The 20,587-nt window shown below is 33.2% G+C and carries 11 protein-coding genes; 2 read left to right on the forward strand and 9 right to left on the reverse strand.

What is annotated here, in order from left to right; translation table 11 throughout:
* Window positions 1-85: 85 nt before the first annotated feature.
* From QZN33_RS07875 to QZN33_RS07895, 5 genes are all read right to left on the reverse strand, one after another.
* Entirely contained in the window at window positions 86-1,306 is a 1,221-nt protein-coding gene (locus tag QZN33_RS07875; protein ID WP_296790720.1) for an aspartate kinase, read from the reverse strand.
* A 233-nt stretch (window positions 1,307-1,539) separates the two neighbouring features.
* Entirely contained in the window at window positions 1,540-1,905 is a 366-nt protein-coding gene (locus QZN33_RS07880; protein WP_296790722.1) for a DUF2283 domain-containing protein, read from the reverse strand.
* 140 nt (window positions 1,906-2,045) lie between these two features.
* A complete protein-coding gene (locus QZN33_RS07885; protein ID WP_296790724.1) occupies window positions 2,046-3,419 on the reverse strand; it encodes a hypothetical protein in 1,374 nt (457 codons plus the stop codon).
* An 88-nt stretch (window positions 3,420-3,507) separates the two neighbouring features.
* Window positions 3,508-7,791, reverse strand: coding sequence for an Ig-like domain-containing protein (locus QZN33_RS07890; protein WP_296790725.1), 4,284 nt, complete (start codon window positions 7,789-7,791; stop codon window positions 3,508-3,510).
* A gap of 342 nt (window positions 7,792-8,133) precedes the next feature.
* Entirely contained in the window at window positions 8,134-9,597 is a 1,464-nt protein-coding gene (locus QZN33_RS07895; protein ID WP_296790726.1) for a hypothetical protein, read from the reverse strand.
* Between the two features lie 118 nt (window positions 9,598-9,715).
* Here QZN33_RS07895 and QZN33_RS07900 point away from each other — a divergent pair, with 118 nt between their 5' ends.
* Entirely contained in the window at window positions 9,716-10,633 is a 918-nt protein-coding gene (locus QZN33_RS07900) for a glycosyltransferase family 2 protein (protein ID WP_296790728.1), read from the forward strand.
* A complete protein-coding gene (locus QZN33_RS07905; protein WP_296790730.1) occupies window positions 10,623-11,000 on the forward strand; it encodes a GtrA family protein in 378 nt (125 codons plus the stop codon). Before QZN33_RS07900 ends, QZN33_RS07905 begins: the two co-directional genes overlap by 11 nt.
* A 152-nt stretch (window positions 11,001-11,152) precedes the next feature.
* Here the strand turns inward: QZN33_RS07905 and QZN33_RS07910 are convergent, their stop codons facing one another.
* From QZN33_RS07910 to QZN33_RS07925, 4 genes are all read right to left on the reverse strand, one after another.
* Window positions 11,153-12,640: a hypothetical protein gene (locus QZN33_RS07910; RefSeq protein ID WP_296790732.1), complete on the reverse strand. Its 1,488-nt coding sequence runs from the start codon at window positions 12,638-12,640 to the stop codon at window positions 11,153-11,155.
* Between the two features lie 185 nt (window positions 12,641-12,825).
* Window positions 12,826-14,946 (reverse strand): hypothetical protein, encoded by a 2,121-nt coding sequence (locus tag QZN33_RS07915; RefSeq protein ID WP_296790734.1) that lies wholly within the window; start codon window positions 14,944-14,946, stop codon window positions 12,826-12,828.
* Between the two features lie 252 nt (window positions 14,947-15,198).
* Window positions 15,199-18,498, reverse strand: a complete 3,300-nt coding sequence (locus QZN33_RS07920; RefSeq protein WP_296790736.1) for a hypothetical protein — start codon at window positions 18,496-18,498, stop codon at window positions 15,199-15,201.
* A 98-nt stretch (window positions 18,499-18,596) separates the two neighbouring features.
* Entirely contained in the window at window positions 18,597-20,165 is a 1,569-nt protein-coding gene (locus QZN33_RS07925; RefSeq protein WP_296790738.1) for a right-handed parallel beta-helix repeat-containing protein, read from the reverse strand.
* Window positions 20,166-20,587 lie beyond the last annotated feature (422 nt).

Genomic DNA, 20,587 nt, shown 5'->3' on the forward strand with positions numbered 1-20,587 from the left:
CATTGACAAAGCTATCGGATGGACGGGTCTTTCAGAAGTGGGCTGTAACATGCGAGTCAAATTAAAACTATTTCTTTTTAAATTATTATTCTAAAATTTCTTCAATCAAATCTTTAGCGGTTTCACCATCTGCCCAGTCGACAATTACGACTATTGCAGTCTGTGATGAGTTGATTTCAATTATTTTTATATTGTTTTTTCTAAGCTGTTCGGTTATTGAAGAAATTATTCCCGGCTTTTCAATAATGTCCAGGCTGACGATGGTAATCATTGCAGTGTCCTTTCCAAGGGACAGTGAATTGAAAACGTCGCTTTTTAAAACAAAATCGTGGAGTATATGATATGCTCTTTGAGCCTCTTTTTTATCAATGAATATTGTAATTGAATTGTCCCCTACTGATATTTTATAGATATTCAAATCATGTTCTGCCAGATATCTAGTCAGATTTGAAAGAAGCCCTACTTTTGAGAGAAGTTCGTCTCCTACAAGAGCTATGATTGAAAGGGGATATCCGTAAAGTGAAACGGTCTTGAGGGTTGAATCATCAAAGGGACCGATTATTTCAGTTCCATCAGCTGTCAGGTCAACATGTGATGCGTTAATTATTTTTGCTTTCAGGTCTTTGGTTTTATATTTTAAAGCGTGAGGGTGTATGAGCTGAACTCCTTTTGTTGAGAGGTTTCTAAGCTCTTCAACTGAAATCTCTCTTACAAGCTTCGCCTTTTCGATTTGTGTCGGATCACTTGACATTACTCCTTCAACGTCACTTACGATGATAATTTCATCAGCATTCAGTGAGTTTCCAATCAGAAATGCTGTAATGTCACTTCCTCCTCTTCCGAGAGTTGTTATTTCTCCGTGAGGTCCTTTTCCTAAAAATCCGCAGACAACCGGTATGATTCCCTGATTTAAAAGTATTTTTAATGTGTTGATTTTAGCCTGGCTCTGTTCCAGGTCAATTTTGGCTTCTAAAAAATTGGTGTCGGTTATGATAGGCCATAAATCATTGTACGGGTCGATAACTTCAGCTTTAAAGCCTTTTGATTCGATAGCAGATTTCAATAGTCTTGCACTAGTCCTTTCACCCATTGCCATGATTTCAGCTTTCTGGGAGTCTGTGAGGAAATTTCCGGCCGCTTCAGTTGAAAGGGTTAATAATTCATCGGTAGCGTTACTTGCTGCTGAAGCTATTACTACTACCTGATTTCCTTTCATGTGTTCTTTTATGACAGATTCTGCTGCATCTTTAAATTTTAAGCCGTCTTTAAGCGCATTTCCATCAAATTTTGCTACTATCAAATCCATTAAATTCACCTATTACAATAAATTATGTGATTTGATTATAATAAAAGTTTGTATGATTATGAAAATTTCTGGGTTGGTTATGGTCTGTTTAATTTTTTAAAATGATTAAAAATATGGGGATAAGGATTTTTAATCCTTATCTTAAAACTTTAGCGGTTTTTTTAACGATATCCTTTCCGTATCCTGCCTGATAGGTTATTTTCTTTCCTGCTTTGAGCTTTTTGAGGAAAGATTTATGCTGTGACTAGTTCTGATTCCAATGCTGGAAGTCCATTTAAATTTGTTGCAGTTCTGTTCATATCAAAGGTTTGTGTTTTATTGTGGACGGGTACTATTAACTGGACTTTTAACTTAATTACGTCTTTGGTAATAACAGACTGGATACATATTTTAACTAAATTATTGAAATTGCTTTTATCTAAATTAAATACTTTAGATGCATTTAAAAATTCAAATGCGACGGGTTTGCCTTCATTATCAATATCCAATATTACGTCATTGTCCAATTCAAGTGAAACTTCATATTCATAATTGTCAAGGCAGTATATGAATAATGAGTCTCCTTTGTAATCATAATCGTATGTCACTTTGTTGTTCATTTTCTCACCCTTTGACTTCTATAAGTTTCCATAACAGTTACAAAGTTAACAGTCTTGTAATCATTCATGCCTATAACTGATGAGGTGTAATAAAACTTGTCTAAGTGCAACTGCATGAAAAAACACAAATATGGTTGTTATTATCTTAAAACTTTAGCGGTTTTTTTAACGATATCCTTTCCGTATCCTGCCTGATAGGTTATTTTCTTTCCTGCTTTGAGCTTTTTGAGAACTGATTTTTTTATAGTAACTTTAGCTATTCCTTTGTAGTTGGTTTTGGCCTTGTATATCTTGCCGTTGAACTTGAATGTAACTGTTTTGTATTTGATTGGCTTGGAATTTTTCAAAGTTGCCTGCAGTGTCAGCTTTTTGGCTGATTTTTTGACTTTAACTGCCTTAAGTGTTATGATATGTTTTACGGTCACTGTTGTACGTGCCCACTGCATATCACCATCATAAGCGGTCAGTGTGTATTTTCCTGGTGTGAGTGCTGATGGAATCTTATATGTGACTTTACCGTTTTTCGGTGTGATTTTTGTAGAGTATTTGGAAATGCTCACTTTAATCTGTGAGGTAATTGCACGTGATGTGAAAACCGCATTTTTTGAGTCCTTATAATACATGTAGATGTTTTTCGGAGCTATAAGCATAGGGGTTTCCTCAATCTCAAAAGTCATGTTAATGGTCTTTTTAGGATACTTGCTGTCTCCCGGATAGGTTGCTTTAAGATAATGTGTTCCCGCTTCGGCTATCGGTATTCCGTTGGAGTCATATGAGTATTTTTTGCCGTCAATGTAGACTTCGGCTTTTTTAGTAGTATCATAAGGCAGTGTAATCATTACAACCTCATTTCCATATACTTCCGCTTCAAAGATGTATGTAAGATCAATTGTCTTTGTTTTGGATGCTCCGTTTACTCTAACCTCTATTTTGTGTGTGCCGAATGTCAAATCATCAATAGGATAGTTGTATGATTTTTTATCCGTAATTGATAGTGTCTTGTAGAGCTTTGAGTCTGCATAGATTTCAATGTTTCCTTTAACACAGTCTGAAATGAATACTTCAACGTTTCTATTGGAATAAATTCCCTGTGTGACGACATCCGGAATGTGGATGATTGCATCTGTTGCATTGAAAGTGACTGTTTTTGAATAGGGGCTGTAGTGGGTGTTTCCCTTAAAATCCAGCTTCATTGTGTGCTCGGATTTTGTGAAGTTATAGGTGTAGTAGCCTTCAAAATGCCTGAATGAAGTGTCCTTTTCAGCGTCCTTTCCATGCCAGTCAACAGTCTTGTTGTCAATGTATAAGTCGAATTCGGTGATTTCGCATTCGTCCGGTATATTGTAGACGTAAAGGTCGTATCTGTCTTTGTCTGTTAGAATTTCTCCGTATGCATCGTCGTATAGTATTTCAACATCCTCAATCGGGCTTGCAGTCGTATTGTCCTCGGCGCTTGCAGCTCCAATTGACAGGAATGTCATAAAAATAAGTGCAAATAGTATTGTCTTTTTCATGTTAATCTCCAAAAATGTTATAGTTAAACTTATTGTTTTTGGAGTTATTAAGGTTTTAAAAAAATAGAAAAATAAGGATATTGAATCCTTATCTTTTAACTTTAACTGTTTTTTTGACAGTATCTTTCATATAAGTTGCCTGATATGTTACTTTTTTGCCTACTTTAAGTTTTTTAAGGACATTTGATTTTACGGTAACCTTGGCTATTCCTTTCTTGTCTGTTTTGGCTTTGTAGGTTTTGCCGTTGAACTTGAAGGTAATCTTTTTGCCTTTAAGGTATTTTCCGTTGACCTTTTTGAGAGTTGCCTGCAGGACGAGTTTTTTGGCTGATTTTTTAACGGTTACCTTTTTAAGTGTTACAATATGGCTTACTGTGAGCTTTTTGGTTATTGACTCGCCGAGTGCAGTTGCCTTGATAGTGTATGTTTTTGGAATTTGTGTTACCTTAAAGCTTGCAATACCTTTTTCATTGGTTAGGACTGTTTTGAATGTTTTTCCGTTAACCTTAAAGACAACTGAAACGTTGCCTGATATTTTACCGTCAGTTCCGTATACTGTAACTGAATAATATTTTCCGGCAGTGTAGAGTACTGAGGCGTCTTTTGCAACTATTTTGGCATCGACAAGAACGGTTGTGTTTGCTGTTTTAAGCATTGGAGAGTATTTGTCATCGCCTGAATAGGAAATTGTAACTTCATAGTTTCCGGCAGGTAAATCATCTGCTGTAACTGATGCTTTTCCATTTACAACTTCCGCAGTGTATGTTTTGTTGGCGATTGTTACTGTAAGTGTACCGGTTGCGTCTTCAGGCAGATTGATTGAGTAAGTAGGTGTTTTGGATGCTTCTGCATCTTTTACAGGGATGATGTCTTCACTTATGTCATTTTCAATTTCCCTTACTTTAAATGATGCGGTCTGTGAGTCGCCTAAAACATTCTCGTTTCCTCCATATGTTGCAGTTACGGTGTAGTTTCCGGCTTTCAGATTCTCAATAATTATGCTTGCGCTGCCGTCTGTGATTTCAGCAGTGTAGTTTGAATCTGCAACTTGAACAAGGATGCTTCCGGTTGCATTGCTGTTGATTTTAAATGTCACAGTTGCAATTTCGCCTTCATTGATATTTGGGGCGGTTATTGTCATGTTTGCATCTTGCATGGTCTTTTCGATGATTTTAACAGATTTTTTGCTCACAGAAGCATATTTTTCATCTCCTGTGTATGAAAATGTCACGTTTTCATCTGATTTTAAATCAGCCACATCAACTGTAGCTTTTCCGTTTTCCAATGTTGCATGATAGAATTTATCATCGGCATTTAGGATAACTTCTCCTGTTGCATCTTCATCAAGCTCTACAGTCAGTTTGTCATCTGATTTTGTGATTTGAATGCTGCTTTGAGGATTTGTAACGGTTATGATGTATCCGTCACCATATATTACTGAGTAGTATGATCCGTAGATTTTATCGCCGGTATATTTTATTTGGGAGAATATTTCTCCTTTAGGAAGACCGGACAGGGATATTTTGCCCACTCCATTTTTAACGGTTGTATTCACTCCAAATGCTTCAAGAATACCGTTCGCATCATCTGGGAGGTTGATTATAAAGTATTCGTCACTTCCAATAGTCATTTTTTCCGGATATGTGAATGTCGGATGGACATTTAAATATATTGCATAGGTGTCCAGATTGTACTTGGCGTCATCATATTTGATTTTATATGTTGTGATTCCTAATCCGTATTTTTCAAGTGTTGCAGTTGTTTTTCCGTTGACTAACTGGTATTCGCCAGCAGGAATCTCATAGTAATCTTCGCTTGTTTCATTATACTCTTCACGGTATAAGTATAATTTTCCGTTGGCATCTTTTGGAAGTTCGACGTTAAATGATACAGAATCTCCGAGAGTAAGATGTTCGGATAACATTTCAGTTGTTCCGTTAAGAAGTGGCATTATGTTGACCTGCTCGGAATAATCTGCGTAGTATTCAGGCCAGTCTTCACTTTCACAGTCAGTAACTTCTGCTATCAGGTCGTGGGTTCCAAATCCGAGGTTGTCTATTGAAGCTGTAGCCTTACCGTTAATGACTTTTACTTTTTTAAGTTCAACTTTCCCGTCAGTATCGTCGTAAATGTAGAGTGTTGCGTTTATGTATTCCGGAACGTTCACGGTGAAAATGATTTCTTCACCGTATCTCATAGTGTCTTGGATATTTGATGTAATTTCTCTTTTGATATCAGCTACTGTGAGTATTGCCAGATCTATTGTCAGTTCCGGATATTTGTCACCGTCATATTTTACTTTAAGCTCATGATCTCCTTCACTCAGGTTTGCAAGTTTCAATACAGCTTTTCCGTTGCTTATTGGGAGTGTGTAGTCCTTATCTGCAGTGACTATCAGATTTCCGGTAACTTCAAGAGGCACATTAAATTCAATGGTATTTGTCTCGTAGCTGTACATGCTGTATTTTTCAATGTTGTATGAAAGGTCATACTGTGCATTTATGAGGGATTTTTCGGATTTTTCAGTATTTCCGCTCCTGTAGATTATTTCTACTTCATGAGGTCCGTAGGTCATGTTTTCAGCATATACTTCAGTATGTTTGTCGGCAATGTCCATGTTTGTGATTTTACCGTCAACTATTAAGGTGTAGTATCCGTTTTCATAAATTGATCGGATTTCAGCAATTCTGCCGTCAGGTGTGTAGTCCGGATAGGTTCCGATATAGTTTATTTCATCAATGTCGATGATTACCTCAACAACATTGAATTTGATTTCAGCTGATGTAGCTTTGTAGTAGTCATCACCCATATAATCAATTTTAAGTGTGTGTTCGCCTAAATCAAGTGCTGAGATGTTCAATGAATCCTGCAAGTCAATGTCCTGTGTTTCAACAAATTTTCCGTCAATGTATATTTTCAAACTGCCTGTGATTTCACTTGGAAGGTTGTGTGTGCTATAGTAGAAATATTCGCTGCCTTTAAGATCATCTGCTGCAGAAATGTTCAGCTCAAATTCAGGAGCGATGAGGTTAACTCCGACTCCAATCCATTTGTGATAGGTGTAATTTTCACTTTCAAAGCTTAACTCCATCTCCATGTACCAGAATCCTGCTCCTGTGTTATCTTCAGTTTCAAGGTTAAACAGTTCAATGCTTCCTTTGCCGTTTTTGACATTGACGCTTCTTTCTTCTCCATTAATGTTTAATGTCAATGTTCCTTCATATGCTTCAGGAAGTGTGATTGTAAGGTAGTTTTTGTCTTTTGAATATATTTTGGAGGCAACTTCAACAGCAGGTGTCACTTCAAGGTACGGTTCGTATGAGTAATCAAATTCTCCAAGACTGGCTGTGTAGTCGCTTCCGGTGTAGTTTGCATAAATTGCATGTTTTCCTAAATCTAAACCGGAAATGTCAACGCTTGCAAATCCGTCCTTTAACGGTGAAGTTCCAATAAGTTTATATGATTCTATTGTATCTTCTTCATCGTTTATTATTGCTTCATAAACATTTAGGCTGCCTTTTGCATCAGCCGGAAGATTGAGATATACGTTGGTTTTTTTATCAAAATCAATTACTGTATCGTTGAGTATTATCCTAGGGTAAACGTCAAGTACGATTTTATCTGTATCACTAGGATAGTCGCTTCCTGTGTAAGTGAATGTCAATGTGTTTTCACCAATTTTCAGCTGGTCGTGTGATATTAAAATGGCATATGAGAATTCTTCATAGTTTTTGTCTATTTCATCTTTGCTTATTGTGTATTTTTTCCCGTTGACTGTATAGGAAACGTCTCCCTGCGCATCCCGTAAGACTATATCGATTGGCAGGTCATCTCCGTATCTTAAAAATCCTTCAATTTCATCTTGCGGATATGCTTTAAAGCCCCAGTTTCCGATAAGGGTATATGTCTGATTAAATCCGTCGTATGTGTCATCATCATGATAGGATACATTGACTTTGTATGTCCTGTAGGTCATCTCAAGGCCTAAATCATCTGGGGTCAGACTGAAATCAGGTTTTTCATCTATCTTTGCTGAATATAATTTAGCATCGTCTACATAAACGTCAAGAATTCCTCCGCTTCCATAATCCCAGAAATCCCAGGATATGAATGTTTCTGTTTCATGTTCGCTGATTGTGTATTTTTCAGGAACATAAATTGAATAATCTGGAGGATTTTCATATTCTTCCTCTATTGTCTCATCATCACTGATGTTGTCATCATTTATGTTATCTGCAATGATGTTGTCCTCTTCGTGAGTTAATGCAGCTGAATCTTGTGTTTCGTTTAAATCATCAGCGGCACTGACTGCACCAATTGCAAGTATTGCAACTAATATTGTCGTTGCAAGTAAAATTTTTCTGTACTTCATTATTATCACATGTATTAATTTAAATTATATTCAATTTAAGTATTCTTTGAATATATTTAATATTTATTTTAGACATTCTATTTATAGTTTTATATATAATCTGAACTTTTGTTGGCTGAATTTTTATAAAAAAAGATATTGTTTAAAATTTTATCATTGAATTATGATTTTGGAGATAAAAATATTTTTTGTTTAATATTTCGTTTAAATTAGTGGTGTAAAGTTTGGATTGGATGATGGGATGTCTTTATATTAAAAATAAGGTTTGAGATGGATTTTAAATAATCTATTTCTTTTTTTTCTTTGAAATAAAAAATAAGGGAAAATAAGGATTTTCAGTCCTTATTTATGTTTTTCATCTTCGATTTCTTTTAGGATTTGATCAATCAAATCAGAGTCATATTCCTCTTCGCTTGGCTCTGTCTGAGGTTTGGAATCCTCACTTTGAAGAGGTTCTGATTCCTCAAGAATTGAATCGATTTCTTCAAGGGTAGTTTCATTAATCTGATTGTCAAAGTAATTGTCGCTTACATCATATGTCGGCTGGCTTTCATATTTTGGAGGTTCTTCAGATTTCTTTGTATTTAATGTAATCGGAAGGGCCTTCATGCTGCCTCTCAGGTAAAAGCTTATGAAAATTATAACGAGCATGTATGCGATAAGCAGATTCGGATAAAGGAACCTGTTTTCATTTAGAGGACATGTCAGAAAGACTCCAACTATGTTAATGATATTCGGAACGTATATAAGATACATCTCTTTTGATTTGGTAACGAACTGAAGAGCTATTAAAAGGATTATTGCAAGATACATGTAGAGTGCAGGGCTCATAAACAGTGTATCTGTAAGAGTGTGGTCCTTGAAATAGAGCGCATATGAATTTACCATATTGTAGCTTCCCTTGCCGTAATTGGCTGAGGTAAGCTTTTCATAGCTTTCAGTCGGGGTGATTTTGCCCTGTGTGTAGAACTTGTTTTGGGCCTCTTTAACAGGGTCTGCGTTTGCTGTTAGATAATATGCCTGACCTTCCCAGTCATCTCCTCTTAAAACGCTCCACACCATCGGAACTCCGCCTGCACTGTTTGTGTGTGCATCTTCAACATGATATGCAAAGCTTAAAGATCCGATAATCAGTATTAAAACGATTGCAAGAGCCGGAAGTATGAGAAATGTCCTCTCGGTATTTCTGTTTTTCATATAAAGATAAACTAAAATCGCCGCAAGGGTTATAATTCCAATAAAGATTCCAACAGAACTTAAATGGGATGTCACTGCAATTGTTAAAGCCAAAATTATAGCAAATTTAAGGCTCATTTCACCGTTTCTGTCGATAAGCACCTTAATTAAAAAGCTTAAAAAAAGCATTCCGTAGGCAAAAAGAATATTGCTCCACAAAGCTATTGAATAGACTGCATTAATAGGAATCAGACAGACTATAAGAGTAACTGCAAACTCCAAAACAAAGAGGTTGCTGCTCTTGGATGTGTCGTCTCGATGATACTTGCAGATTACAGTCCAAATTAAAGCAAAAACAAGAATCTGGAAAAAGACAACTGACAATGGGGTCTGGAAGACTTTAAGAAAAATCATTACAATTACAGTGTATAAAAACGGCACACTGCTGTTGAACTGGCCTGAGGCAATCTGGTGCAGCTGGCTGAATGACTGTGTTGTCAAAATCCCCGGATTGTAGATATAGAGATACAGAGAAAATATAAGAATCGGTATGATAAATATCATCAAATCTCTATAGTTTACTTTTTTAATCATGGACATCAAATCCATACTCTGCAAGTTTTTGTTCATGAGTAATATTTTGTGAATATAAATATATAATAATTTTTATGGTTAAAAAAGAATTGTTTATGATTTGCAAATCGGAGATAAGTATTTTTATATGTGATAAACATAAAAATAGGTTTATATGTATTTAAGTATTGTTGTGCCTTGTTATAATGAAAAGGATTCTGTCAGTATTTTTCACAAAGAGATTGAAAAGACTTTAACTGACATGAAATATGAGATTATTTTTGTAAATGACGGGTCTTCTGACAATACTTTGGATGAAATGAAAAAACTGGCTGATACTGATTTGAAGGTTAAGTATATTTCATTTTCAAGAAATTTTGGAAAGGAGTCTGCACTTTATGCCGGTTTGAAAAATGCAAAAGGAGATCTGGTTTGCGTAATGGACGTTGACTTGCAGGACCCTCCAAGTCTTCTTCCCCAAATGATTGATGACATTGGCGATTATGATGTTGTTGCAACAAGAAGGGTCACCCGTAAAGGAGAACCTGTGATAAGATCTTTTTTAGCTCGAATGTTTTACCAATTTATCAACAGAATTTCAAAAATTGAACTGGTTGACGGAGCACGTGACTACCGTGTAATGACCAGGCAGGTTGTAAATGCTCTTTTGGAGCTTAATGAATATAACAGATTTTCAAAAGGCCTTTTTGCATGGGTAGGATTTAAAACAAAATGGATTGAATATGAGAATGTCGAAAGGGTTGCCGGTGAAACCAGCTGGTCATTCTGGGGGCTTTTAGCTTATTCCATTGAAGGTATTGTTGCATTTACTGCAGTTCCTCTGTCAATATCAACCTTTTTTGGTATATTATTTTCAATCATTGCGTTTATTTTAATAATTTTTATTGTAGTTCGTACTTTGATTTATTCAAATCCTGTTGCAGGTTGGGCATCAACTGTAACTATAATCTTATTTTTAGGCGGCATACAGCTATTTTCAATAGGAATACTTGGAAAATATCTGGAAAAGACCTATACTGAAGTTAAAAACAGGCCTATTTATATTGTTGGAGAGACTAACATTGAAGATTGAAAAGGAACTCTTCTGGTATGTGGTTTTTGGAGTCTTAACAACTCTGGTCAATATTGGAGTATATTTTGTTTTGACCCGTCTGGGAATTAATTATCTCCTGTCCAATATTCTGGCATGGTTTTTTTCTGTGCTTTTTGCCTATGTCACTAACCGCAGATGGGTATTTGAATCAAAAAGCCCAAATGTCTTAAAAGAATGTGTATTGTTTTTTTCAGGCCGTATATTTTCCGGAGTAATTGATACTGGGCTTATGTGGCTTTTCATTGACGTTTTAGCTATTGGGGACGTTATCTCAAAAACAGTGATTCAGGTAATTGTCGTTGTTTTAAATTATGTTATATCAAAATGGGTAGTTTTTAATGAATAGTAATGATGTAAATTAGTTGTTTAACGGAATATTATTTTCTATTCGATTTCTTTTAGGATTTGGGGATGTAAAAAAATAAGAGAAAATAAGGGAGTTTAAAAAATTTAACTGAGGAATTTTTATTTTTCTCCCAAAATTAATATAATTTGAGATTATTTTTTATTCATTTCGATTTCTTTTAATATTTGGTCGACTAAATCTGAATCATATTCGTTATCAGGTTTTGTTTCTGTACTTTCTGTTTCGTTTAATATATTGTCAATGTCTTCGAAATCTAACTCTTCAAGTTCTTCATAAAAGTCATTGGAATAATCATATTGTGGGATGAATTTTTCTTTAATTTCATTTTCTGAGTCTAAACTTGAATAATTCTTGGTTTCATAAGTTTTTTCTTGTTTGGTTGTTTGTGTAGTTGTGTACTGGTTTGTTTTTTCTTGTTTAGCAAGTTGTGGAGTTTCATAAGTTTTAATATCTTTTATTTTAGTTATTTGTGTAATATTTGAAATATCACTTAGTTTGAAACCTACTTTAAAGTATATGCTTATGAAAATAATTGCTATTAAATAAAAAATCAATATGCTGGAATAAAGATTATTCTGGCCGGTTAAAACAACGAGAATTAGATTCAATAATGCAGGTGAATACATTAAAAATATTTCTTCTGATTGCAGTGCTGCACTGATTAAAACAAGCAGTATTACTGAAAAAATCATGCATAATATCGGATTGTTAAGCAAACCATCTATAATGAAATTTTCTCTAAACAGATTAACAAATGAATCAACCATATGGTAATTGCTGTTTTTAATGTTTATTGAAGCTGTATTTTCAATATCATTGCTTGGATTGTCATTTATTGATGAGAAAAACTGATTTTTAGCATTTTCAAGATTAATTCCCTCTTCAAATGCATCATTTGTTTTGATATTTGAAGTATCATTGTCAACATCATATATAAAATTCAAAGATCCGATTAATAGCATTCCAACAAGTGCTATTCCAACAAGCAAGATATATGTTTTTTCAGAGGGGCTTTTGTCAAATAAATAATAAAGAATTGCCATTAATGAAAATAAAGAAATATAAATTCCGTAAGTGCTTAATCCGCTCATAATGGCCAGATTTATGCCTATAAGTATGATTAACTTATTGTTAATTTGACCCTTCTCATCAATCATTACCTTAATTAGAAAACATAAAAACATTACTGAGTAACTAAATAAGATATTGCTTGATAATGTAATTGAATATATTGCATTGATGGGAATCAAACAAATAATTAATGTTATAATAAATTGTATGAAAAATTCGTTACTGGAATCTGCACTATCGTCACGATGGTACTTGCAGATTATCATCCACAATAGTGAAAAAATTACCATTTGGATAATACCAATGAATATTGGGCTTTTAAATATTTTAATACAAGCTTTTTCAAATAATGTGTGGAATATTGGATGAGCATTTGTAAACTGTCCGGTAACTATCTGGTGAAGCTGACTGTATGATGAGGCAGTTAAAACACCTGGATTGTATATATAAATGTATAATGAAAATATTAAAATAGGAATTGTCAATATTGCTAAATCCCTATAATTTAATTTTAATCCTCTGTTTGATTCAATTGAATTTAAATTCATAACTATCCCTTTATTTTTAAAAGTATATAATTAATTTTATTTTTCTCCATTTACTTAAGCATTTTAATCATTATGATTTAAAATTAACCATTTTAATAAAAAATTGCGCTTCAAAAATTAAGCTCAATTTAATTCACTTAATTTTTGATAGCTCCAAAAATTTATTTCAATAAATTTAATTCTAACTAAACATAGTCAACTTTAAAAATCTTATGTTCTTTATATTCATATAATTTTGTAAAGTGCACGTTATTATTAGAGTGTTTATCTAAATTATGTGCTGATTCAATATAAGAAACATTTAATTTTTCTAAATCATCTATTTTTAAATTTAATTGGAATAAATCTGGTTTAATTAATGTAAAATTTGTAACCGTATCATTATTATCTACTATGTTGACCATTATATGGGCGTATCGATTATATGTTTCATAACTCTGATTATTTGGATCTATTTTTTGCCATTTTTCCAAATCAGGGTAAGTATTAACAGAATTTATTGTTCTTGCTCCTGCAGCAATTAACATATTATTAATTTTATGCCCATCTTCATTAATAATCCATATGCCATTCGGATCCTTTTCAACTATTTCTTCTACATGTTTGAAATGTTCTGATCCAAATATTACATCAGTACCGGAATCAACAGGATTTACAAGCGCTCCGCCTAAAAATGTTAAACAGATAATGCATATTAAAAACATTTTCTGATATTTTTCTGATGATGATAAGAAAGAAACAGAAAATGTTATGCCTAGCAATATAAAAGCGATTATAGGCATCCAGGATAAGTAATACTGACTGAATTCAACGAATGTCCAAGCTATCATAATCAGTGATAGAGCTATTGAACCAATAATGAATAATTTGGCATGTTTATTTTGTTTTAAATTGCTTATTGCACGAATTAATATTAAAATACCAACAAATGTAATGACTGGAGGTAATCTTGAATTTTTAATATGGCCTCTTAAAGTTAAATCAACGATAAAATCTGGTAAATGTATGAAATAAAAGATTAATAATATAAAATATAATGCTAATAATCCTATTAACAATTTATCTTTTGTTTTCTGATAAAGTAAAACTATAGCTGATAAAACTAATGGGAGTGGGAATAAATCAATGAAAACTGAAAAATTACAAACATTTGAACCAAATAATATGCCATCTTGTTTAAGAGGATAGAATAGGGTAGGTATATAATATGAAAATATGTTTACATCCCCTCCTCCATTAAATACTTCTGAACCGGGGTAGGATGTATTTAAAATAATCTTAATTGTTTCTAATGAATAACTTAAAACATGGGCCATGATTAATGAGAAAATTATTAGAACAATACCAATAATCAGCACATCTTTTTTGGAATATGTAAATTGGGAACGATTTTTTAAGAATATCCAAGCTGCTAGTAAAACGAAGACATATGCAAAAGGAATTTGCCAGGATGGATAAAATACAAGTATGAATGTTCCAATAGAAATCATCAATCCAATGGCAATCAATATGCGCTTTTTATAGTCGTCAATAGTCATATACCAATTTATCAGCAAAACTCCTAATTGTCCAAAAATTAATTGTTCGACTAAACCGTTAATAGCAAACCACCATTGAACAACTGGGGCAAAAGTAATTAAAAAAGCATATGCACAAGAAAATGTTTTATTTTTATTAGTTAAAAGCATACCTAATTCAAATGAAACTAAAAATAGAAAAACTAATCTTCCTATCCAAAAAAAGGACAATCCTTGGCCTTGATTTAAAAATAAATACCCTGTTAAAAATGGTCTGAAAATCATTCCAATGTCTAAAACTGGTTGGCCGTAAATTATAAACATGTCGGTAGTTGATGCTCTGACAATGTCTGAAAAGTATGCAAAATCATTTAGATATTGTGAAAATGCAAACATAGTGTTTACAACATATTCGTCACCTCGAATTGGTCTTGACACACCAAGTAAAGTTTTATGATTCACACCAAAAAAATTTAATTCGTTAATTGAAGACCCATGTATCTGAAAAATAACTGCTATAACAATCACTAGCAACGATAATGGTAATCTGTATGTGTAAATAAAATTCAATACCTTATCTTTCCTTGTTTCATCAAATAATATGTAAAATAGTATAAAGAATATTATAAAAAATATTGAGAATTCATATATTGAAAAATGTTTAAAAAAACTATTTGAAAAGTTTTGCACTAAATCTGCATTATCAATTAAAATAACATAACATTCTATAAAAAAAGATATTATGAATGAAAATATGATATTAAAAAATAATTTATTTTTTCTTATCATGTTTTTTAAAATAAAAATTCCTCCCGTCTGATTATGGTTATTATCTGTATATAAATTGCATATTATATATACCTTGTGACGATTCCAAAAATATATCTCTTAAAAAAGTTCTTTGATTTATAATTTAACTAAAAAATAATTATCCTTTAATTAGATATTGGAGTATCGCAGAAATTTGATTTCTACATTAAATTTCTTTTGAATATGAAATCGTGAACTATTTAATAGGTCTGCGATACTCTTCTTTTTAATTTATTTTATAGTTATTTTTATATTTTTAACGATTTTGTTGTAGTATTTGTCTCCTTTGTATGTTATTGTTGCTGTGAATTTGCCTTTTTTCTTTAAATTGGTGATTTTAAAGGCAGCCTGTCCTTTACTGTTTGTTTTTACCTTATATGTCTTTTTGTTGACTTTTAATGTAACCCATGTGTTTTTCATTACCTTGTTTTTATGATTTTTCAATGTAACTGTGTATTTTTTGGTTTTCAATGACTTTTTGAATGTTTGTGCTTTAGCTGTTAATTTTACATTAGTTTTTTTAACAGTAACTTTGGCATCGCATGATGATTTCATGTAATTTTCATCACCATCAAATGTAATTTTTGCGGTATATGTTTTTGGAACTAACGCGCTGGTTGATATTTTGACTTGTCCGTTGTTATCTGTTGAGTATGTTTTAGCGCCGGTTCCTAGATCAACAGTTATGGCAGCATTTGCTATTGGACTGTTTTCGTTGTTTTTAAGGGTGACTACAATGTCTTTGTTTGTGTTGTAGGTTGTTGTTATGTCTGTTGCAGTAATCTGTGTTGTTTGTTTGCCTTTTGTTATTGTCTCGGTTGTGTTTGTTGGCAAGTATTTTTCATTACCGTAATATTTTACTGTTATAATTGATATGTCCTCACCAATTCCGATTTTTGCTAAATTAAGTTGTCCGTTGCTGTCTGTTCTGTATGCTTTATCTCCTTTTCCATAATTAATTACAAATGGCAGTTCCGGTAATGGAGTGTTTTGACTGTTTGTAATTGTAATTACTAAGTCGTTGTTTTCGTATTCTATTGAAACTTTGATTGTGTCCTTGTTTACTGTTATTTTTGATGTTGTACCTGACTGAATGTAGTTTTCACTACCGTAGTATGTTATTTTAGCATTATATGTGTCTGGAATTAAACCTTCGGTTGGTATTGTAATTTGTCCGTTTTTGTCAGTTGTGTATACTTCAACGCTTCTTGTTTTTATAACTACTACAATCATTTCATCTGCAATTGGGATGTTTTCGTTGTTTTTAAGGGTGACTACAATGTCTTTGTTTGTGTTGTATGTTGTTGTTACATCTGTTGAGGTTATTTGTGTTGTTTGTTTGTTGATTGTTATTTTTGCTGTTGCGTTTGTTTGCTCGTAGCTTTCATTACCTTTGTATTTTATTTTCACGTCATATGTGTCGGTATCCAGAGTGTTTGTCTGTATTTTGACTTGTCCGTTGCTGTCTGTTGTGTAGCTTTCAGCACCTATTCCGAAGTCCATTGTTATTTGGGTATTGGTTAACGGGCGGTTCTGACCATCTTTAAGGGTAACTACAAATTCCTTGTTTGTGTTGTATGTTGTTGTTATGTTGGTTGCTGTTATTTGTGTTGTTTGTTTGCTGATTGTTATTTTTGCTGTGGCATTTGATGGAAGATAGTTTTCACTGCCGTCGAATCTTATGTTTGCAGTATATGTTTTTACAGGCAGGTCTTTTGTTGGTATTTTTACTTCTCCGTTATTATCTGTTCCATATGTTTCAGCACCACTTCCCATATCCACTGCTATTTCCATATTAGTTAACGGGCTGTTTTGACTGTTTACAAGAGTAATTATCAAATAGTTTTCGCTGCTGTAAGCTGTTGAGAGATCAGCTACGGTAATTTTTGATGTTTGTCTGTCAACTACTTTTTCAGTAAGGGTTACTGTTGATTGGCAATAAACAGAATTTCCATTAAATGTTGAAGTTGCAGTGTATGTTCCAGGATTCATGTTTTCAAATTTTGCAATGAACTGGCCATTTTTGTCAGTATTTGCTCTGATATTTTCATTTTCTATACTTGCGCTGACGGTTTCACTACTTATTGGGGAATTATATTCATCTACCAATTTTCCTTTAACAATTATTCCTGAAGAATATTCAATTGAATCAATTGATATTTTGGTGTTGATGGTCTGCTCAATTTTTAGTTCACCATTACTTAAATAATCCTCAGATGCGATAGAAGTATTGCCTTTAAATACTAATGTGCCTTGTTTTGGATTATATACAGCATTGCCGATATTTGCAATATTGCTGTTAAATTCCGAATTGGCTAATGTGGTAACAGATCCGCTTTCACCGCATATTGCTCCACCAAGACTGTTTGCTGTGTTTTTATTGAATTTTGTGTTTGATGCAGTTAAGGTAGAGTTTATCCCGGTAAATATTGCTCCTCCGGTTGTTGTCGCTACATTGTTTGTCATTTCACTATTTGTCAATAACATTTTATTTTTATTTGCACTGTAGATTACGCCTCCACTTTTTGTTGCATTGTTTTGAGTAAATATGGTTTTATCAGAAGTTAGTTCACAATTGCCATTCAAACATATTGCTCCGCCAAGATTTGCTTTGTTTGCTGTGAATATTGTGTTGGTTGTGGTTATGGTGTTGTTTTCTTTGGTGATTATTGCTCCCCCGTTTGCGTTTGCTGTGTTTTGTGTAAATGTGGTGCTGTCTGTTGTTATTTTGGAATTGGTGTCGATGAATATTGCTCCGCCAAGGTTTGCTTTGTTTGTGGCGAATATTGTGTTGGTTGTGGTTATGGTGTTGTTTTCTTTGGTGATTATTGCTCCCCCATTTGTGTTTGCTGTGTTTTGTGTAAATGTGGTGCTGTCTGTTGTTATTTTGGAATTAATGCCGCTAAGTATTGCTCCACCAACATTTGCTTTATTTATATTGAATGTTGTGTTTGTTGTGGTTAGGGTATTGTTTTCTCCGGTGAGTATTGCTCCTCCGATTGTGGTTGCGGTATTATTTGTTAGTTCAGTGTTTTTTATTTGTATGTTGTTGTTTTTGGCAGTATAGATTGCTCCTCCGTTTTCTGCATTGTTTTGTGTGAAAATTGTGTCATTTAGTATCATGTTTGAATTAACGCTTGTTAGTATTGCTCCTCCGAGGTTTGCTTTGTTTGTGGTGAATGTTGTGTTTGTTGTTGTTAGGGCTGTGTTTTCTCCGGTGATTATTGCTCCTCCGTTTTTGGTTGCAATGTTGTTGGCATTGTTTTGTGTGAATGTGGTTTGTTCTATGTTCATGTTAGAGTTGGCACTTAAGCAGATTGCTCCTCCTAGTTTTCCTTGGTTTTTGTTGAATGTTCCATTGTTTATGGTTAAGATGTTGTTTTCTCCGGTGCAGATTGCTCCTCCGATTGTGGTTGCGGTATTATTTGTTAGTTCAGTGTTTTTTATTTGTATGTCATTGTTTTTGTTGGCGTATATTGCTCCTCCGTTTTCTGCGTTGTTTTGTGTGAATGTGGTTTTTTCTATGTTCATGTTTGAGTTAGTACTTAAGCAGATTGCCCCTCCCAGGTTTGCTTTGTTTGTGGTGAATGTTGTGTTTGTTGTTGTTAGGGCTGTGTTTTCTCCGGTGATTATTGCTCCTCCGTTTTTGGTTGCAATGTTGTTGTTTTGGTTGCAATGTTGTTGGTTAATTCTATATTTTTCATTATTATGTTGTTGTTTTTTGTGCCGTATATCGCTCCTCCGTTTTCTGCGTTGTTTTGTGTGAATGTGGTTTGTTCTATGTTCATGTTGGAGTTAGTGCCTAAGCAGATTGCTCCTCCTAGTTTTCCTTGGTTTTTGTTGAATGTTCCATTGTTTATGGTTATGATGTTGTTTTCTCCGGTACTGATTGCTCCGCCTAAATCTGTTGCATTGTTTTCGGAAAATATGCAATTAGTAACTGTTAGTGTTGAACGACCGCGAGTGCATAGTGCACTTCCGAATGTAGCTTCATTTTTTATAAAAATATTATTTTCAATTTTTATTTGGGATTTAGGTGCAGTATATATTCCTCCTCCTGATTTTTCTGCAAAGTTGTTTTCAAATGTGTTGTTTACGGATAGTAGGCATGAAGTTGAATCGGTACATACTGCTCCGCCTAACTGTTTTGCAAAATTGTCCTTGAATGTGTTGTTTATGATTACTGTATATGTTTTAATGTCTGAGCATATTGCTCCACCAAGTCCTAATTCCAAATCTGTAGCGGAATTACCGTTAAATGTACAGTTAATAATAATTGCTGAACAATATTCCTCTATATTTACAGCACCTCCATGGCCGGCAGTATTATCAATAAACTGACAATTATTTATGAATGATGTTGGAGTTATGGTGGTTGGGTCCAAATCAGGGTGAGGGCATGTATTGTATTCAGTAAGGGTTCCTCCAATAACAATTGCACCTGCACCGTAAGAAGCTGAATTCTGGCGGAATATTGAATTATTGATGTGCAGTATTGCATCATATCCCATACGTATTACTCCGGCATGTATACTTTCAGTTTCATTAAATGCCCTACAGCCTGTGAAATTACAGTTGTTTATATTCAATTCTGATCCTGTATGGGCTGCTATCGCACCGCCGCCGTCTTCGGTAATGAGGTTATTTATAAAATTCAAATTGTTGAGTGTTACACTGTATCCTTCAAAGATAGTTAAGAAATATTTGCTGTTTTTACCGTCTATTGTAACACCATTTCCGTTGAGGGTAATGTCTTTAGTTGGTGAGTTATTTCCTTGTAATTTTATAGCATCAGTAATTGTAAAATTGCCTTTAGGATTTAAATTTATAACATATGACTTTGATGTGCCTTGTTCTTTTAAGTTTTCAATTTGATTATATAATTGGTCATAATCATTTACGGTTATCTGATTATTTGTTTCAATTAATTTTGTTTCATTAATGTTATCAGTTGCCAAAACTGTGTTTTTCTCTTTGATTTCATTTTCATTAATTAAATTTGTATCTTGCTGATTTTTATATTCATTTGAGCTAAAAGTTTCTATTTTTATCTGGTCATTTTTTGCATTAAGTTCATCTATTTGATTTACATCACTGTATTGTGTATTGGTATCATTTTTTACAATTGCCGCATTAGCTGTTCCAATTAATAGTAATGATAAAAATAATGCAAGAATTATAATTTTTTTTATTTTCATTTACACCACAATTTAAATTTAATATCTAAAAAATATTGTTAAATAATAGTTAATATGTATTAAATTTAATATATTTGTTTTGATAGGAGGCGGTTAACGGTCATGTTGGAATTTTTTGATTTTTTCTTAAACATTTTATAGCTAATGGGGAACCTAAACACTCATTAAATTAATTTAATAATATTAAATATGATTATTAGTCAAAAGTTGATAATCAATAATATTTCTTTTCGTGGTTTTTGAGAGATTATGATTGGACAGTTTATCCTTGCCGATTTGGTTAATAATTAAAAGTTCAGTTTAGATTTTTAGAGGTTATCTAATAAAGCAGTATTATTAATCACAAATCCACTATTTTGTCATTTCTTAAAATATAAATGTTATTAAATTTATAAGTTAATCTATAATTTTAACTGAGGATA

The organism is uncultured Methanobrevibacter sp., from assembly GCF_900314615.1.
In the GTDB taxonomy this organism is placed as follows: domain Archaea; phylum Methanobacteriota; class Methanobacteria; order Methanobacteriales; family Methanobacteriaceae; genus Methanocatella.